At 70.0% G+C, this 16507-nt stretch carries 17 protein-coding genes; 14 read left to right on the top strand and 3 right to left on the bottom strand.

Annotated elements, in window-relative coordinates; translation table 11 throughout:
• The first annotated feature begins 19 nt into the window (after positions 1-19).
• From ACZ7CD_RS02975 to ACZ7CD_RS02960, 4 genes are read left to right on the top strand one after another with little or no spacing between them, the layout of a single operon-like run.
• Entirely contained in the window at positions 20-787 is a 768-nt protein-coding gene (locus tag ACZ7CD_RS02975) for an ABC transporter permease (RefSeq protein ID WP_360394271.1), read from the top strand.
• Positions 772-1473, top strand: a complete 702-nt coding sequence (locus ACZ7CD_RS02970) for an ABC transporter ATP-binding protein (protein ID WP_360394273.1) — start codon at positions 772-774, stop codon at positions 1471-1473. Before ACZ7CD_RS02975 ends, ACZ7CD_RS02970 begins: the two co-directional genes overlap by 16 nt.
• Positions 1457-2422 (top strand): ABC transporter substrate-binding protein, encoded by a 966-nt coding sequence (locus ACZ7CD_RS02965; protein ID WP_470378237.1) that lies wholly within the window; start codon positions 1457-1459, stop codon positions 2420-2422. Before ACZ7CD_RS02970 ends, ACZ7CD_RS02965 begins: the two co-directional genes overlap by 17 nt.
• A complete protein-coding gene (locus ACZ7CD_RS02960) occupies positions 2419-3543 on the top strand; it encodes an LLM class flavin-dependent oxidoreductase (protein ID WP_360394278.1) in 1125 nt (374 codons plus the stop codon). Before ACZ7CD_RS02965 ends, ACZ7CD_RS02960 begins: the two co-directional genes overlap by 4 nt.
• Here the strand turns inward: ACZ7CD_RS02960 and ACZ7CD_RS02955 are convergent.
• Together ACZ7CD_RS02955 and ACZ7CD_RS02950 are read right to left on the bottom strand one after the other, a co-directional pair.
• On the bottom strand, positions 3533-4630 hold the full coding sequence (locus ACZ7CD_RS02955) for a glycerophosphodiester phosphodiesterase (protein WP_470378236.1): 1098 nt from the start codon (positions 4628-4630) through the stop codon (positions 3533-3535). The two genes, ACZ7CD_RS02960 and ACZ7CD_RS02955, sit on opposite strands and share 11 nt — an antisense overlap.
• Before the next feature lie 66 nt (positions 4631-4696).
• Positions 4697-6244, bottom strand: coding sequence for a Na+/H+ antiporter (locus ACZ7CD_RS02950; RefSeq protein ID WP_470378235.1), 1548 nt, complete (start codon positions 6242-6244; stop codon positions 4697-4699).
• Between the two features lie 175 nt (positions 6245-6419).
• On the opposite strand from ACZ7CD_RS02950, the gene ACZ7CD_RS02945 reads away from it, so the two are divergent.
• Genes ACZ7CD_RS02945 through ACZ7CD_RS02930 form a run of 4 tightly spaced genes read left to right on the top strand, consistent with a single transcriptional unit; the run spans position 6420 to position 11454 of the window.
• Positions 6420-8309 (top strand): TRAP transporter permease, encoded by a 1890-nt coding sequence (locus tag ACZ7CD_RS02945; protein ID WP_470378394.1) that lies wholly within the window; start codon positions 6420-6422, stop codon positions 8307-8309.
• Positions 8299-9276, top strand: a complete 978-nt coding sequence (locus ACZ7CD_RS02940; RefSeq protein WP_458429957.1) for a TAXI family TRAP transporter solute-binding subunit — start codon at positions 8299-8301, stop codon at positions 9274-9276. Before ACZ7CD_RS02945 ends, ACZ7CD_RS02940 begins: the two co-directional genes overlap by 11 nt.
• A gap of 16 nt (positions 9277-9292) precedes the next feature.
• Positions 9293-10549 carry a phosphoribosylamine--glycine ligase gene (purD, locus tag ACZ7CD_RS02935; RefSeq protein ID WP_470369828.1) on the top strand — a complete coding sequence of 419 codons (1257 nt, stop codon included), beginning with the start codon at positions 9293-9295 and terminating at the stop codon, positions 10547-10549.
• Positions 10546-11454, top strand: coding sequence for an ADP-ribosylglycohydrolase family protein (locus ACZ7CD_RS02930; RefSeq protein ID WP_470378234.1), 909 nt, complete (start codon positions 10546-10548; stop codon positions 11452-11454). The genes purD and ACZ7CD_RS02930 overlap by 4 nt, the downstream gene beginning before the upstream one ends.
• Here the strand turns inward: ACZ7CD_RS02930 and ACZ7CD_RS02925 are convergent.
• A complete protein-coding gene (locus ACZ7CD_RS02925) occupies positions 11444-12292 on the bottom strand; it encodes an AraC family transcriptional regulator (RefSeq protein ID WP_470369830.1) in 849 nt (282 codons plus the stop codon). The genes ACZ7CD_RS02930 and ACZ7CD_RS02925 overlap by 11 nt on opposite strands.
• A 218-nt stretch (positions 12293-12510) precedes the next feature.
• Between ACZ7CD_RS02925 and ACZ7CD_RS02920 the strand changes: the two genes are divergently transcribed.
• The 6 genes from ACZ7CD_RS02920 (at position 12511) to ACZ7CD_RS02895 (ending at position 16507) form a co-directional block, all read left to right on the top strand.
• A complete protein-coding gene (locus ACZ7CD_RS02920) occupies positions 12511-12960 on the top strand; it encodes a hypothetical protein (protein WP_470378233.1) in 450 nt (149 codons plus the stop codon).
• Entirely contained in the window at positions 12960-13556 is a 597-nt protein-coding gene (locus ACZ7CD_RS02915) for a DUF3558 domain-containing protein (RefSeq protein ID WP_470378393.1), read from the top strand. Before ACZ7CD_RS02920 ends, ACZ7CD_RS02915 begins: the two co-directional genes overlap by 1 nt.
• Before the next feature lie 9 nt (positions 13557-13565).
• A complete protein-coding gene (locus ACZ7CD_RS02910; protein WP_470378232.1) occupies positions 13566-14864 on the top strand; it encodes a WXG100 family type VII secretion target in 1299 nt (432 codons plus the stop codon).
• Between the two features lie 23 nt (positions 14865-14887).
• Complete coding sequence (locus ACZ7CD_RS02905) at positions 14888-15625, top strand: ESX secretion-associated protein EspG (protein WP_470378231.1); 738 nt, start codon at positions 14888-14890, stop codon at positions 15623-15625.
• Between the two features lie 93 nt (positions 15626-15718).
• Positions 15719-16180 carry an ESX secretion-associated protein EspG gene (locus ACZ7CD_RS02900; RefSeq protein ID WP_360394306.1) on the top strand — a complete coding sequence of 154 codons (462 nt, stop codon included), beginning with the start codon at positions 15719-15721 and terminating at the stop codon, positions 16178-16180.
• Between the two features lie 21 nt (positions 16181-16201).
• A complete protein-coding gene (locus ACZ7CD_RS02895) occupies positions 16202-16507 on the top strand; it encodes a hypothetical protein (RefSeq protein ID WP_470378230.1) in 306 nt (101 codons plus the stop codon).

Here is a 16507-nt window from a genome sequence, read left to right as displayed (position 1 = left end):
TCGCCTGTAATTCAGCGCCGTGGCCCTTTCCGTTGTTCGAAAACCGACGCTGCCGCTGCGCTGGATCAGCCCGGCGGCGCTGGTTCTGCTGTGGCAACTGGCCAGCTCAACGGGTGTGCTCTCGCCTGAGAAACTGGCGTCGCCGCTGACGGTGGCGGAGTCGGCCGGTGAGCTCATCGCCGACGGCCAATTGGTCGACGCATTTCTCGTTTCGCTGGGCCGCGTTTTCTTCGGATTTCTCATCGGCGGCGTGGTCGGTGTCGCGCTGGGGCTCGCGGCGGGTCTTTCCCGGTGGGGCGAGACGCTGGTGGACCCGCCCGTCCAGATGCTGCGAACGCTCCCGCACCTGGGCCTGATCCCGCTCTTCATCCTCTGGTTCGGCATCGGCGAGGAACCCAAGCTCGCGCTGGTCGCGGCCGGTGTCGCGTTCCCGCTGTACCTGAACCTGCACTCCGGCATCCGGCAGACCGACCCCGGTCTCGTCGAGGCCGCCCGCGTCCTGGGCTACACCCGGTTCGAACGCGTCGTGCACGTCGTCCTGCCCTCGGCCGTGCCGCAGACGCTGGTGGGGCTGCGGATCTCGCTCGGCACCGCCTGGCTGTCGCTGATCGTCGGCGAGCAGGTCAACGCCGACGCCGGCCTCGGCCACCTGATCAACAACGCCCGTGAGTTCCTCCGCACCGACGTCGTCGTGGTCGGCCTCGTGGTCTACGCGCTGCTCGGCCTGTCCACCGACGCCCTGGTGCGGTTGCTGGAGAGGAGAGTGCTGCGATGGCGAGCGCGGTGACGGTGCGCGGTCTGCGCAAGGCCTTCGGGCAGCGGACGGTGCTGGACGGGATCGACCTGGAGATCGCGCCGGGTGAGCTGGTGGCGCTGCTGGGCCGCAGCGGCTGCGGCAAGTCCACGCTGCTGCGCATCCTGGCCGGCCTGGACGACGACTTCTCCGGCACGGCCCAGGTGCCCGGCACGGTGTCGGTCGCCTTCCAGCAGCCGCGGCTGCTGCCGTGGCGCAAGGTCTGGCGCAACATCGCGCTCGGCCTGCACCGGCCGGATGGCCGCCCGGTGGCGCTGAAGGCGCTGGAGGAGGTGCGGCTGCCCGACCACGCCGACGCGTGGCCGTTGACGCTCTCCGGTGGTGAGGCGCAACGGGTGTCGCTCGCGCGGGCGCTGGTCCGCGAACCCGACGTGCTGCTGCTGGACGAACCGTTCGGCGCGCTGGACGCGTTGACCCGCCTGGCCATGCACCACCTGGTGGAGGACCTGTGGGCCCGCCACCGCCCCGCCGTGCTGCTGGTGACGCACGACGTCGACGAGGCGTTGCTGCTCGCCGACCGGGTCCTCGTGCTCGACGAGGGCCGGATCGTCGCCGAGCACCGCGTCACCGAGTCCCGCCCGCGCCGCCGGGCCTCCGTTGTGGAGCAACGCACCCGCGTGCTCGCCGACCTGGGAGTGGATGTTGAGACAGCTGCCTAGGAAGTTGCTCGGGCTGCTCGCCGCGATCCTGCTGACGACCGGGTGCGCCGCGACCGCGCAGGACACCCCGGCCGGTGAGGTCGTGCTGAAGGTCGGCGACCAGAAGGGCGGGGCGAAGGCGCTGCTGACGGCCGCCGGTCTGCTGAAGGACTTCCCGCACGAGCTGGAGTGGTCGACGTTCACGTCCGGTCCGCCGCTGCTCGAAGCCGCGTCGGCCGGTGCGATCGACATCGGCGGTGTCGGCAACACCCCGCCGATCTTCGCCGCCGCCGCGAACGCCAAGATCGCCGCCATCGGCGCGTCGAAGGGGCAGGTCGAGGCCGACGCCATCCTCGTGCCGGAGAGCTCGCCGCTGCGCAGCGTCAGCGAGCTGAAGGGCAGGAACATCGCGGTCGCCAAGGGCAGCTCCGCCCACGGCCAGGTGCTGCTCACGTTGCGCGCCAACGGGTTGACGACCAAGGACGTGACGCTGAACTTCCTGCAGCCCTCCGACGCCTACAGCGCGTTCACCCAGGGCAAGGTCGACGCGTGGGCGGTGTGGGACCCCTACACGGCGCAGGCGCAGCAGGAGGCCAAGGCCCGCGTGCTCACCACCGGTGAGGGCAGGTCCAACGGGTACGGGTTCCAGGTCGCGGGCCGGAAAGCCCTGGACGACAAGGGGAAGGCCCCGGCGCTCAAGGAGTACCTGATCCGCTACTACAAGGCCCAGAAGTGGGCCGACACGCACCGCGAGGAGTGGGCGAAGGCGTGGGCCGCGGAGACCGGGCTCAAGCACGAGGTCGCGCTCGCCGCGGTCAACCGCAACGGCGACCTGCCGGTGAAGATCGACGACACGCTCATCAGGTCGGAGCAGGAGCTCGCCGACGCGTTCACCGAGGACGGGACGCTGCCCGGCAAGGTCGACTTCGCGAAGTTCGTCGACACGAGGTTCCAGGGAGATCTCACATGAGCATCACGCTGCACTGGTTCCTGCCGACCTCCGGTGACGGCCGCACCGTCGTGGAGCACTTCCACGCGCAGCGCGCCCCCGCCGCCGGCGCCCGCCGTGAACCGGACATCGACTACCTGGCGCAGATCGCGCGGACGGCCGAGCAGGTCGGGTTCACCGGGGTGCTCACGCCCACCGGCACGTGGTGCGAGGACGCGTGGCTGACCACGGCCGCGTTGATCAGCCAGACCTCGACGCTCAAGTTCCTGGTGGCGTTCCGGCCGGGCGTGCTGTCGCCGACGCTGGCCGCGCAGATGGCCGCGACCTACCAGCGGATCTCCCGCGGCCGGTTGCTGCTCAACGTCGTCACCGGCGGCGACTCCGTCGAGCAGCAGCGGTTCGGCGACTGGCTCGACCACGACGAGCGCTACTCGCGCACCGACGAGTTCCTGGAGGTCGTGCGCGGCGTGTGGAGCGGGCAGCCCTACTCGTTCCACGGCAGGCACTACCAGGTCGAGGGCGCGACCGTGCTGCGTGCACCGGACCCGGTGCCGCCGATCTACTTCGGCGGCTCGTCCGACGCCGCGCTGCCGGTGGCCGCCGCCAGGGCCGACGTGTACCTGACCTGGGGCGAGCCGCCCGCCGACGTCGCGGCGAAGATCGCACGGGTGCGGGCGCTGACGGACCGGCCGATCCGGTTCGGCATCCGGCTGCACACGATCAGCCGCGACACCTCGGCCGAGGCGTGGGCGGCCGCGGCGCGGTTGCTCGACGCGCTGGACCCGGCTGCCGTCGCACAGGCGCAGGCGCAGCTGGGCAAGTCGGAGTCCGTTGGCCAGCAACGGATGGTGGCCCTGCACGGCGGCGACCTCAGCCGCGGTGTGCGGGGTCTGGAGATCCACCCGAACCTGTGGGCCGGGGTCGGACTGGTGCGCGGCGGCGCAGGGACGGCGCTGGTGGGCTCGCACGCGGAGGTAGCGGATCTCGTGGAGGAGTACCACTCCATCGGGATCAGCGAGTTCATCCTCTCCGGCTACCCGCACCTGGAAGAGGCCTACTGGTTCGGGGAGGGCGTGCGGCCCCTGTTGGAGCAACGCGGGTTGCTCGACGGGGACCGCACGCTCTCACTCGCTAGCGCTTGACCTTGGCCTCGACGGCCGTGTCGGGGTTGTCCGCGAACACGCCGTCGATGCCCTGCTTGAAGAACAGGTCGTACTCCTCGAAGGCCCGGCCGTACGCGGCCGGGTCGGTCGAGGAACGGAAGTCCGCCGGCAGGAACGAGTTCTCGTTGCGGAACGTCCACGAGTGCACGGCCAGTCCGAGCCTGTGCGCGTCCCTGACGACGGTCGTCGGCGCCTTGAGGAACCCGTTGGCGTCCCTGGGGATGATGATGTCCTTGGTCAGGCCCACGCCGTCGGCGTACGAGCGGACCTCGCGCAGACCGGCCGGCGTGACCAGGTCGGCGTAGGTGCGCTTGTCCCCGGCCACGACGAAGTCGTACGGCGCGCCGGAACCGTTGACCAGCTGCACGATCGGCACGCGCAGCGACCGGTTGAGCTCCTTGAGGTTCGCCACCTCGAACGACTGGACGAACACCTTGGCGCCGCGGCGGTTGAGGCCGTTGCGGTTGAGCACGTCGACGAGCTTCGGCTCCAGCGCGAGCCCGATCGACTGGAAGTACGTCGGGTGCTTGGTCTCGGGGTAGATGCCGATCTCGCGGTGCAGTTCCCGGGACAGGCGCTTGGCGAGGTCGATGACCTCCTGCAGCGTCGGCACCTCGAAGCGGCCGTCGTAGAGCGTGTTGCGGGGGCGGATCGCGGGGATGCGTTCCTTGGCGCGCAACGTCTTCAGCTCGGCGAGCGTGAAGTCCTCGGTGAACCAGCCGGTGACCGCGACGCCGTCGATCGTCTTGGTCTTCCTGCGGTCGGCGAACTGCGGCTTGGCGGAGACGTCGGTGGTGCCGCCGATCTCGTTCTCGTGCCGCGCGACCAGCTTGCCGTCCTTGGTGGGCACCAGGTCCGGCTCGATGTAGTCGGCCCCCATGCGCGCGGCGAGCTCGTACGCCGCGAGCGTGTGCTCCGGCCGGTACGCCGACGCACCGCGGTGCCCGATGACGATCGGTCCCTTGTCGTCGTGTGCGGACGCGGAGGGCAGTGACGCCACCACCGCACCCGCGAACACGAGGACCACGGCGGCCAGGCCACGGCCGCGACCCCTCTTGGGATCCATCATTCGACCTCCCATTTCGTGTTGAGAGCGCACCCAAGCATCGCAACACGAAAAGCAGGTGAACGGTTACTCACGGGACAGTGCCGCCTCCTCCAGGTCGAGCTCGCGCAGCACCCGGAACAGCACCTCGTCGTCGATCTCGCCGGAGTCCCTGGCCTTGATGAACTCGTCGCGCTCGGCCTTCAGCATCACCCGGCGCAACCGCCGGTACGCCGCGGCCGGGCTCTCCTCGTCCTGGCGCCCCAGGCGTTCCCACGCGGCGTTGCCCCGGTGCTCGGCGAGCGACCGCAGCTGGTCGCGCACGTGGTCGGGCACCTCGTCGACCTCCTGGTCCAGCCGGTCGACCGCCGCCTGCGCCGCCCGGTGCTGCACCTGGGCCTCCGCCAGCGCGTCCTGCCGCGCGTCGTCGCCCTCGAAGCCGATCTTGCCGATCAGCCACGGCAGCGTCGTGCCCTGCAGCAGCAGCGTGGCGACCGTCACGACGAACGCGCAGAACACGATGATGTCGCGGCCAGGCACGTCCGGCGGGATCGCGGCCGCCGCGGCGAGCGTGACCACACCGCGCATGCCGGCCCACGAGATCACCGTGAGCTGACCGGTGTGCGGCGGCCGTTCCCGTTCCCGCAGCTTCTTCGACAGCCGGTACGGGATCCACGCGGCCGGGTACATCCAGGCGAACCGGGCCAGCACCGTCGCCAGCAGCACCGCAGCGGCACCGAGCAGCAGGCTCGCGTTGAGGTCGGCGGCACCGATGATCGAGGACAGCTGCAGGCCGATCAGCGCGAAGACGAACGACTCCAGCAGCACGTCCAGGGCCCGCCACACCGCCGCGTCCTGCAACCGGGTGGTGTAGGTGCCGCGCGGCGAGTGGTGACCGACGTACAGGCCGGCCACGACGACCGCGAGCACACCGGAGACGTGCGCGACCTCCTCCGCGAGCAGGTAGGCGCCGAACGGCACCAGCAGGCCCAGCGCGCTCTCCAGCACACCCTCGCAGAGCCGCTTGCGCAGGAACCTGACCACCACGCCCACGGCCAGGCCGACCGCGATGCCGCCCGCCGTGACCAGCAGGAACAACCCGACGCCCTCGACCGGGTGCATGGCGGCGCCGGCCGCGGCGGCCACCGCCACCTTGAACGCGGTCAGCGCAGTGGCGTCGTTGATCAGGCTCTCGCCGACCAGCAACGTCATCGCGCGGCGCTGGAGGCCCAGCTTGCGCCCGATGGCGACCGCGGCGACGGCGTCCGGCGGTGCCACGACGGCACCGAGGACCAGCGCGGCGGCGAACGGCAGGTCGGGGAACACCAGCTTCGCCGTCAGCCCCACCACGAGCGTCGTGAACAGCACCAGGCCGATCGCGAGCAGGCCGATCGGCCGCAGGTTCGCGCGGATGTTGAGGTAGGAGCTGTCCAGCGCGGCGCTGTAGAGCAGCGGCGGCAGCACGACCAGCAGGATCAGGTGCGGGTCGATCTCGAACTCCGGCACGCCGGGTATGAACGACACCACGAGCCCGACGGCGACCAGCACCAGCGGTGCCGACCAGTTGAGCCGACGGGCGATGGACGTGACGACCAACGCCCCGAGCAGCAGCAGCAAGACTTCAGGCCCGACCATGCGCTCATTCTGCGCAATGGCGGGAGCGCTGTCCTGCGCGTGCCGTGTGGACGGTCGCGGTGACTCTTTGCAGTTCCTTTGGATTGATCCCCTGGGGCTGTGATCGGCCCCACAGTACGGTCGGTCCGTGGCCAACCCCGACCTCGCCCGCATCGTCGCGGAGCACGACGAGGAGATGCCGTCGCGCTCGCTCTCACCCCGGTGGGAGCGGGCGCTGTGGATCGCCGGCCTGCTGATCGCACTGCTGGTGCTCAAGCAGGTGTTCTTCCCGTTCGCCAAGGGAAGCCAGTACTACCTGATCATCTTCCTCGCGGTGACGCTGCCGCTGGTGTTCCTGTCCTACGGCCGCGGGCACCAGCCGCCGTGGTGGGACTGGGTGCTGGCGGCCCTGGCGTTCGTCGTCGGCGCCTACCCGCTGTTCGGGGGCTTCGACGCGTTCCTCGACCGGCAGGGGCAGCTCACCGCGCTCGACGTCGCCGCGGGCGCCGTGCTGCTCGTGCTGGTCCTGGAGGCCTGCCGGCGCACGACCGGCTGGGTGCTCCCCGTGGTGTGCCTGGCGTTCATCGCCTACGCCTACTACGGCGGGTTCCTGCCGCCGTCGTGGTCGATCGCGCACTCCGGCGTCGACTTCTCCCAGATCATCAACGGTTTCTTCAACGACGCCAGCGGGTTCTACGGCACACCGCTCGACGTCGCCGCGACCTACATCGTGCTGTTCACGATCTACGGCGCGGTGCTGAACGCGTCCGGCGCGGGCAGGTTCTTCGTCGACATCAGCTTCGCCGCGTTCCGCAAGTCCCGCACGGCACCGGGCCGCACCGCCGCGACCGCCGGGTTCCTGCTCGGAACGGTGTCCGGCTCGGGCACCGCGACGACGGTGTCGCTGGGCGCCGTCACGTGGCCGATGCTGCAGAAGGCCGGGTACCCCAGGGAGAACGCGGGCGGGCTGCTCGCGGCGTCCGGCATCGGCGCGATCCTGTCGCCGCCGACGCTGGGGGCGGCGGCGTTCATCATCGCCGAGTACCTCCAGGTGTCGTACCTGTCGGTGCTGATCTGGGCGATCATCCCGACCCTGCTGTACTACCTGGGCATCGCGCTGGCAGTCGAGGCCGACGCCCGCCGGTTCGGCGCGCGGCCGGTCGACGTGGACGCGCCGCGGTTCCTCGACGTGCTGAAGCTCGGCTGGTACCACTTCCTGTCGCTCGGGATCATCATCGTGTTCCTGGCGCTGGACATCCCCGTTTACAAGGCGGTCGTGTACGCGACGGGCGTGGCCGCGCTGTTCGCGCTGGTCAACCACCGGCGCGACTGGCCGCGGATGGTCGCCGACTCGCTGTCGGCCGGCGTGCGCTCGGCGTTCCCGGTGATCGCGGTCTGCGCCGCGGCCGGTGTGATCACCTCGACGATCACCAAGACCGGCCTGGGGCAAGCGCTTGCGGGCTCGCTGGTGGACCTGGCGTCGGCGCTGACCTCGGAACCCGCGGTCGTGCTGATGCTCACCGCGGTGCTCGCGGCCGTCGCCGTGTCCGTGCTCGGGCTCGCGGTGCCGGTCACGGCGTCGTTCATCATCTCGTGGGTCGTCATCGGGCCGGCGCTGATCACGCTGGGCGTGGAACCGGCCGAGACCGCGATGTTCATCTTCTACTACGCGGTGCTGTCGGAGGTGACGCCGCCGACCGCGCTCGCCGCCGTCGCCGCGGCCGCGCTGACCGGCGGTGACGTCATGAAGACGATGTGGCAGACGTGGAAGTACACGCTGCCCGCGTTCCTGGTGCCGCTCGCGTTCGTGCTGACCGACGAGGGCGCCGGGCTGCTGCTGCGCGGCTCGTTGCTGGACTCGGTGTGGACGTTCGCCGCGTCCGCGCTGGGGGTCGCCGCCCTCGCCGTGCTGACGGGCGGCTGGTTGTTCGGCCCGGCGCGCTGGCCGGAGCGCCTGCTGTGCGTGCCGGCCGCGTTGTTCCTGCTCTACCTGCAACCGCTGACGATCGCCATCGGGGCCGGGTTCCTCGTGGTGGCCGTGGCGGTCCACCTGGTCACTCGTAGGAGGGTTCCTGATGCTGCGTAGGTACGCGATCGGCGCGATCGCACTGGCGCTCGTGGTTTCCGGGTGCGGCGGCAAGCGCACGCCCACGACACCGGACGCGGGCAGCGGCTCGCAGGCGTCGTGCGAGGCGTCGGACGGGCGGATCACGATCGCGACCGGCAACTCCGGCGGCGTCTACTTCGTCGTCGGAGGCGGTCTCGCGAAGCTGATCAGCGACAACTCGAAGCTCAAGGCGTCGGCGGCCGAGACCGGCGCGTCCGTGCAGAACGTCCAGCAGCTCGTCGGCGGCACGTACGACATCGCGTTCTCGCTCGCCGACACCGCCGCGGACGCCGTCAACGGCACCGGCGCGTTCACGACCAAGCAGAAGGTCTCCGCGCTGGCCCGGATCTACCCGAACTACACGCAGGTGCTCGTCAGGGCCGACTCCGGGATCAACTCGATCGCGGACATGAAGGGCAAGCGGATCTCCACCGGCTCGCCCAAGTCGGGCACCGAGGTGATCGCGGGCCGGCTGCTGAAGTCCGCCGGGCTCAACATCGACTCCGACGTCTCCGCCCAGCGCCTCGACCTGACCAAGACCGCGGACGGGATGAAGGACGGCAGCATCGACGGCTTGATCTGGTCCGGCGGCCTGCCGACGCCGCAGATCACCGACATCACCACCTCCATGAAGGACCGGGTGAAGTTCATCGACATCACCCCGCTGCTGCCGGAGATGAAGAAGATCAGCCCCGTGTACGACACGGCCAAGATCCCCGCCGCGACCTACGGCGTGGCCGAGGTGTCCACGATCGTGGTGCCGAACCTGCTCCTCGTCCGGGACGACTTCGCCGCCAACAACGCGTGCGCCGTGACCAAGCTGATCTTCGACAAGAAGGCCGACCTGGAGAAGGTGCACCCGGCCGTGAAGGACATCGACAGGGCCAAGGCGTCGGCGTCCGACCCCGTCCCGCTGCACCCTGGAGCGAAGCAGGCCCTCGGCTGAACTACGCTCAGGCACCGTGCGCGTCCTGGTCATCGGGTCTGGAGCCCGTGAGCATGCCCTTGTCCTCGCGTTGTCGCGCGACCCGCAGCTGACTGCCCTGGCGTGCGCGCCGGGCAACGCAGGCATCGCGGGACACGCCGAGATCTACGGCGTGGACGTCGCAGATGCCTCGGCGGTCGCCGGCCTCGCCCGTGAGTGGAAGGCCGACCTCGTCGTCATCGGCCCCGAACAACCGCTGGTCGCCGGGGCCGCCGACGCGGTCCGCGAGCTCGGCATCCCGTGCTTCGGGCCCTCGAAGGCGGCGGCCTGCATCGAAGGCTCGAAGGCGTTCGCCAAGGACGTCATGAACGCCGCGGGCGTGCCGACGGCCCACAGCGAGGTCGTGGACAACCCGGCCCGCCTCGACGCCGCCCTCGGGCGCTTCGGGCCGACGTGGGTCGTGAAGGACGACGGTCTCGCGGCCGGCAAGGGCGTGGTCGTCACGTCTGACCTGGCCGCGGCCCGCGCGCACGCGATGACGTTGCTCGACGGCGGCCACCCGGTGCTGCTGGAGTCCTTCCTGGACGGTCCGGAGGTGTCGCTGTTCTGCGTCACCGACGGCGTCTCGGTGGTGCCGCTGATCCCGGCGCAGGACTTCAAGCGCGTCGGCGACGGCGACGCCGGCCCCAACACCGGCGGCATGGGCGCCTACGCGCCGCTGCCGTGGGCCCCGGAGGGCCTGGTCGACGAGATCGTCGCCCGGTGCGTGCAGCCGGTGGTCGACGAGCTGCGCGCGCGGGAGACGCCGTTCGTCGGCCTGCTGTACGCGGGCCTGGCGCTGACGTCGAACGGCGTGCAGGTGATCGAGTTCAACTGCCGCTTCGGCGACCCGGAGACCCAGTCGGTGCTGGCGCTGCTGAAGTCGCCGATCTCCGCGCTGTTCCTGGCCGCGGCCACCGGCACCCTGGGGTCCCTGGAGCCGTTGGAGTGGGAGAACGGCTACGCCGTGACCGTCGTGGTCGCCGCGGAGGGCTACCCCGGCCGCCCGCGCACCGGTGACGTGATCACCGGCTCCGACGCCGACGGCGTGCTGCACGCGGGCACCCGCCGCCGCGAGGACGGCGCCGTGGTGTCCGCAGGCGGCCGCGTGCTGTCCGTCGTGGGCACCGGCAAGTCGTTGGCGAAGGCTCGTGAGCGCGCCTACAAGAGGGTGGCCGACATCCACCTGACCGGCTCGCACCACCGCACCGACATCGCGCTGAAGGCCGTCGACGACCAGATCACGGTGCCGTGAGCCTGCTCGGGTGCGTCCTGGGAGGCGCCGTCGGTGACGGTCTCGGTGCGCCGATCGAGTTCTCCTCGATCGACGTGATCCGCCGCCGGCACGGCCCGGACGGTGTCGTCGACCTGCCGTCGCTGGAGATCACCGACGACACCCAGATGGTGCTGTTCACGCTGGAGGGCCTGCTGCTGGCCCGCCAGTACGGCGTGGACCCGCTGCTGACGGTGCGCGCCGCCTACGGCCGGTGGCTGCACACCCAGGGCGGCCCGCCGGTGGCCGACGACGGCTGGCTGATGTCCGACCGGCGCCTGCACTCACGCCGCGCACCCGGCCACACGTGCATCACCGCGCTGAAGCACGGCGAGAAGAACGACTCGAAGGGCTGCGGCGGCGTCATGCGCGCCGCCCCCGTCGCCGTGTGGTCCCCGGACGTGCGCGAGGTGTTCACCCTGGCGGTGGGGACGGCGCGGATGACCCACCACCACCCGAGCGGCTACCTGTCCGCGGGCGTGCTGGCGGCGGTCGTGCGTTCCCTGCTGGACGGCGCCGACCTCCTGTCGGCCGTGGCCGTGGCCCGCGCGGAACTGGTCCGCTGGGACGGCCACGAAGAGCAGACCACGTTGCTGGACAAGGTGGTCGGCCTCGGCCCCCTGACACCGGAGCAGGTCGAGTCCGAGCTCGGCGGCGGCTGGGTCGGCGAGGAGGCCCTCGCCATCGGCCTGCACGCGGCCCTCGTGGCCCCCGACTTCGCCACGGCCGTGCGCCTGGCCGTGAACCACTCCGGCGACAGCGACTCGACCGGTTCCATCTGCGGCAACCTCCTCGGCGCCCGCGACGGCGCCGAGGAGGTGCCCGACCAGTGGCTCGCCGTCCTGGAACTGCGGGACGTCATCGAACGCCTCTGCCTCAGCTGGTGACCGGAACCCACAGCTCGGCCTTCGCCGTGTCCCCGTGGATCTCGGTCCGCAGCATCGTCGGCCCTTCGGCGCTCTCGTAGCTGTTCGACGGGAACCACTGCGTGTAGACGTCCCGCCACATGTACTGGATGCTCTCCGGGTACGGCCCCTCGGTCGTGAACACCGCCCACGTGCCCTTCGGCACCGTGACGGTCTCCATGTCCTCCGGTGCCTCCGCGGTCGTCACCACACCGTGGAAGTAGTCGAGGTGGTCACCCTCCTCGTTGCCCTCCTGGTTGCTGGTCAACGCCACGAGCCCACGCGGTTCGCTGTCGCTGAGCTCCTTCATCCGCTCCAGCACCGGCATCCCGATGCCCTTGACGAACTCCACGATCGCCGGGTTCATCCCCAGGTGCACCAACGGCACCCGCGTCCCCCGCCCGACCACCCGGAACCCGTCCCTCTCGACGACCCGGTACTCCATGCTCGCACTCCCCTCCACGATCAACTTGAACGTCAGCACCTGCTGCGACTGCAACGGCTTCCTGGTGCTGCGCGCCTCCTGCGGCCCAACCCCGTGCATGGCCCTGAACGCCCGCGCAAAAGCCTCGTTGGACCCGTAACCCCACCTGACGGCCACGTCCAGCAACGAGCTCTGTCCACTGAGGACCTCACTCGCCGCCCTGGTGAGCCGCCTGCGCCTGATGTACTCGCTCAGCGGAATCCCGGCGAGCGCCGAGAACATCCGCCGGAAGTGGTACTCCGAACTGCCCGCGATCCGCGCGAGCTGCTTCACGTCCACCTCGCGGTCGAGGCTGTCCTCGATGTGGGCCATGGCCTGGTTGAGTCGTTCCAGCACGCGACCAACGCTATGGGCTCTCCCGCCGGCGCACCCGACTTCCTGTGCCCGGTTCGGTCGCCCCGGTTCTTGGCACGTTCTGCCAGCGCAAACGAACGCTGAGTGACGTGGAACCAACTGGGGGTGGTCTTCGTCGAACTACAGGTGCGTCTTACGCGGGCGTTGGTAGCCTGCGAAGCGAGACCGAACCGTCACCAACCGTACGGGGGTAGGACGTCGTGACACAGGAGAACGCGGGGGCGGATGCCGTTCTCGGTGCCGCTGCGGCAATGGCGGGTGGCGCTATCGCAGGCGCGGTCGGTGCCTTCAAGGCCGCTTCGGCGGTCTTGGACAACGTGTCTGCAGGTCCGTCGACCCAGCAGTTCCACGTCGACAAGGACACCGTGCTGAAGGCCGGCAAGGTCATCGCCGAGCAGTACGACAAGCTTGAGAAGGCTTATCGGCGCAACGTGCCCAAGCTGCGGATTCCGACGACCGAGGACCAGGTCACCACGGACGTCGTCGAGGCGTGGAACGACCGTTTGGTCTATCACACCGATTCGTACGCGAACCGGCTCACTCGGTACATGGAAGTGCTGGACAGCCTTTCCCAGCAGCTGCAGACCTCGGCGAAGCAGTACGGGTACACCGAGGACGAGATCACCGCCGTGTTCAGGCCGAAAGCGTGATGATGCACATCTCCAAGCTAGTTGCCGTGGTTCTCCTCGCTGCAGCTGTGTCGGCTTGTACGTCCTCCGGTGAGAAGGGGAACCCGACTCCGGCGCCTCCGCCGTCGACCAGTTCATCTGGCAACGACTCAGCGAGCGAACTGCCTGAACGGCCTCAGGCCATCAAGGTCGACGCGGTGGACACCTGCAAGCTCCTCACCGCCGAGCAGATGAAGCAGATCAACGTCGTGGGGTCCGAGGCGCTGAAGCTGGACCTCGTCGAGGGCGAGGAATCACCCAGCTGCGACTTCGACGGCGACAGCGGCTTCGGGTACCAGGTCGGCGCGGTGACGCACAAAGGTGTGTCCTACTGGCTGCAGGGCGGCGGCAACGTGGACGCGAAGGTGATCAAGGTCGCCGACTTCGGAGCTGTCGAGGTCAAGCTGAAGGGCGGTACGGGGTTCGACTGCTCGGTCGCGATCGACGTGGCGGACGGTCAGCAGCTGATGGTGAGCTACATCCCGACCACCACCAAGGAGAAGGACCAATCCGTCTTGTGCGGGAAAGCCGAGAAGGCTGCCGCATTCGCGCTCGCGACACTCAAGACTGTGAAGTGAGGGGAAGCCATGTCGGGCTACAAGCAGCTCAACGACTGGAATTTCGAGGGTTGGTCCAACGAGCTCCTTGCAAAAGAGGTCCAAGCGCTCTCCAAGACCACGGTCGTTTCGCGCTTCAGCGAAGCTTCTGAGGCCCTCCGCACGCTGGCCAACAGCCTTGAGTCGATCGACCAGGAAATCCGAGCCCAGCTGAAGGAGCTCGAGATCGACTGGGGTGGTGCGGCAGGCCAGAAGAGCCACCAGAAGCACGACGTGGTCGCCCAGGGGATCGAGGGCAGCAGTCAGGCGTCGAACGACAACCACCAGGCGATCACCCAGCAGGGCGAAGTCACGAGCCATGCCCGCCACACCAATCCCAACCCGGAAGCGCTGCGCGGCGACACCGAGCGGAACCTGGGCGACAAGGTCGTCGGCCTGGTCGGCATCGAGACCGACCACGCCGCTGAGGTCGCGGCTACGAACAGGGCTCGTCAGCAGGCCATCGACAACATGACCGGCTATGTCGACAACAGCCGGGGCGCCCTCGAGAACTTCCGTCCGCCGCCTCCCGCGCCGGATGTCGTGGTCAGCAGCTCTGCTGTCTCCAGCCCATCGGTCGGCCCCACCGTGGGCATGCCCCACTCCACCCCGCCCGGCGTCACCGGCGGTCCCGGCTTCACCGGCACCCCCGGCTCACCGGGCTCCCCCGGCGTCCCCGTCGGCCCCACCCCGAACATCCCCGGCAGCACCACCGGCATCCTCCCCGGCACCTCCACGCCGGGCACGATCGCCGCAGGCCCCGGCCTCCCCAAGCCCTTCGGCTCCCCGCTCCCGGTCGCGGCCACCGCCGCCACCGCAGCGGCGGCCGGCCTGGCGGGTGCCGCGGGCAACGCGCGGGGGGCGCAGGTCGTCGGCGGTGGGCGCGGGCCCAGCCAGGCGCCGAAGACGCCGATCGCCTCGACCGGTCCGAAGGGTGCTCCGAGCACCATCGGCGGCGGTGGCAAGGGTGGTCCCGGCGCGGGCGGCGGCCCCGGTGGCGCGAGTGGCACGGGTGCGGCCGGCAAGGGTGTGCCGGGCAGCATGACGCCGGGTGGCTCCACGGGTGTCGGCCCCGACGCGAACCGGCCCGGTGCGGCCGCCGGGAAGGGTGGCGCCGTCGCCGGCAAGGGGTCCGGCTCGCTCATGTCCCCCGCGGCCGGTGCGGCCAAGGGCGAGGGCGACGAGGACAGCGAGCACGTGCGCAAGTACGGCGTCGACTCCGACGACGTGTTCGGCGACGAGCGCATGGTGGTGCAGTCGGTGATCGGCGAAGAACCGAAGGACAAGTAGATCCCTTGAGCTCACCAGGTTCCGTGGTTCTGTCCACAGTGGAGTTCGCCGTGGTCTGGGAGGCGCAACGCCTCCCGGCCGCCCACGTCGCGCTCGACACGCGGATTCCCTCCATCACCCACACCGAGAAGGCCGAGGTGGTGAAACGGGCCTGGGAGTCGCTCGAAGCGCGCGGCCTGGCCGGCAACGGCCGGGTCGTGCCCGAGCTCGCCGACGGGTTCGCGTTGCTCGCGAACGCGCCGATGTCGATCGACCTGTGGGTCTGGGCCGACCGGCAGATCAGCGGGCTCGCCGCTGCCGTGGGCGACGAGGCCATCCTCGCCGTGCAGGACCGCGGCGAGATGTGGCTGATCGAGGCACGCGGCACGGCGCTGGCCGAGGCCGCCGTGTCCGTGGCCGGTGAGATGCCGGCCGGGTACGGGCGTTCGATCAGCCTGCCGTACGACGACCTCGTGGCCGCGGCCAAGGACGTCGGGCAGGACGCTCAGCGCATGATCACCACTTTGGAACGCCAGGGCATGCGCCTCGGCGACGCGCAGGAGCTCGCCGCCATGCTCGACGGCACCTCCACCCGCGGGCAGTTCGGTGCGCAGCGCAACGGACAGCGCGCGGGACGCGTGGTCTCGTTCCACGACACGCACAACGGCCGCTACCTGCGGCAGCTCAAGCCCAGCAGCGACGGCCGCAAGTGGTGCACCATCACGCCGGTCGACAACCACCGGCTCGCCGCCGCCGTTTGGGAGCTCCTCCAGGAAGTGTGACCACGGAACCCCCGCGCTCGCCCGTGCGTCGTAACGCACGCGGGCCTGGGGGGCCAGGGGACGTCGCCCGCGACATGCCGGGAGAGTTCCGCCGTGAGAGCAGCACTCACCCCGTCCGCGTTCCGCGCGGCGTGGGACCACCTCGACCTGGGCGCGATGCCGATCGTGCTGCACGCGCCAGAGTCCACTGTGGAGTCTGACGAGCTGGACCCGTGGCTCGCCAAGGCCTTCCACCAGCTCGCGACCCCCGCACTCGCCCTCGACCTCCGCCTCGGCATCGGCAGCACGTCGACGCGCGCCATGGTCGTCGCCGGCGGGGTCAGGGCAGTGCTCACCCGCGACGAGGTCGTGGTCGACGAGGTGGCCGACATGGCGGCCGCACTCGTCGAACTCGTTCCGGAGCAAGGTGTTCGCGCCTGGATCGGTGCCATCGCCACACATGGCGGGCGCCGGTGCCGGCTCGACGTGATCGTGGACGAGGACATCACCCGACCGGCGTTGAAAGGGCGAATCGACGCCCTGCTCGACTCAATTCGTTCTAAGGTCTCCGAGTAGACATCGAGGGGGTACGTGCGCATGGCTGTGGCGAAGTTCAACAGCGAAGCCATGGAACAGTGCCGAACAACCGTGAGCAGTCAGGCCGGACAATTCGGCGCGATCGGTGACGGCTTTTCCAATCAACACGGCAATTCGGACATCTTCGGAAAGTTCGGCGCCTCCGCGGCGATCTTCAGTGCGGTCAGTGCAATGGACCAGGCGGGCGCGCAGGAGTTCGAGGCGGCGGAGAAGGTGCTGCGCAAGGTGGAGAGCACACTCGACGCGATCCAGTCCAACGTGGCCGCCGTCGAGGACGTCAACCGGAACTCCTTCAGGGCGGTGTGA

The organism is Lentzea sp. NPDC036949 (assembly GCF_055608075.1).
This window is presented reverse-complemented; position numbering and strand designations above follow the sequence as displayed.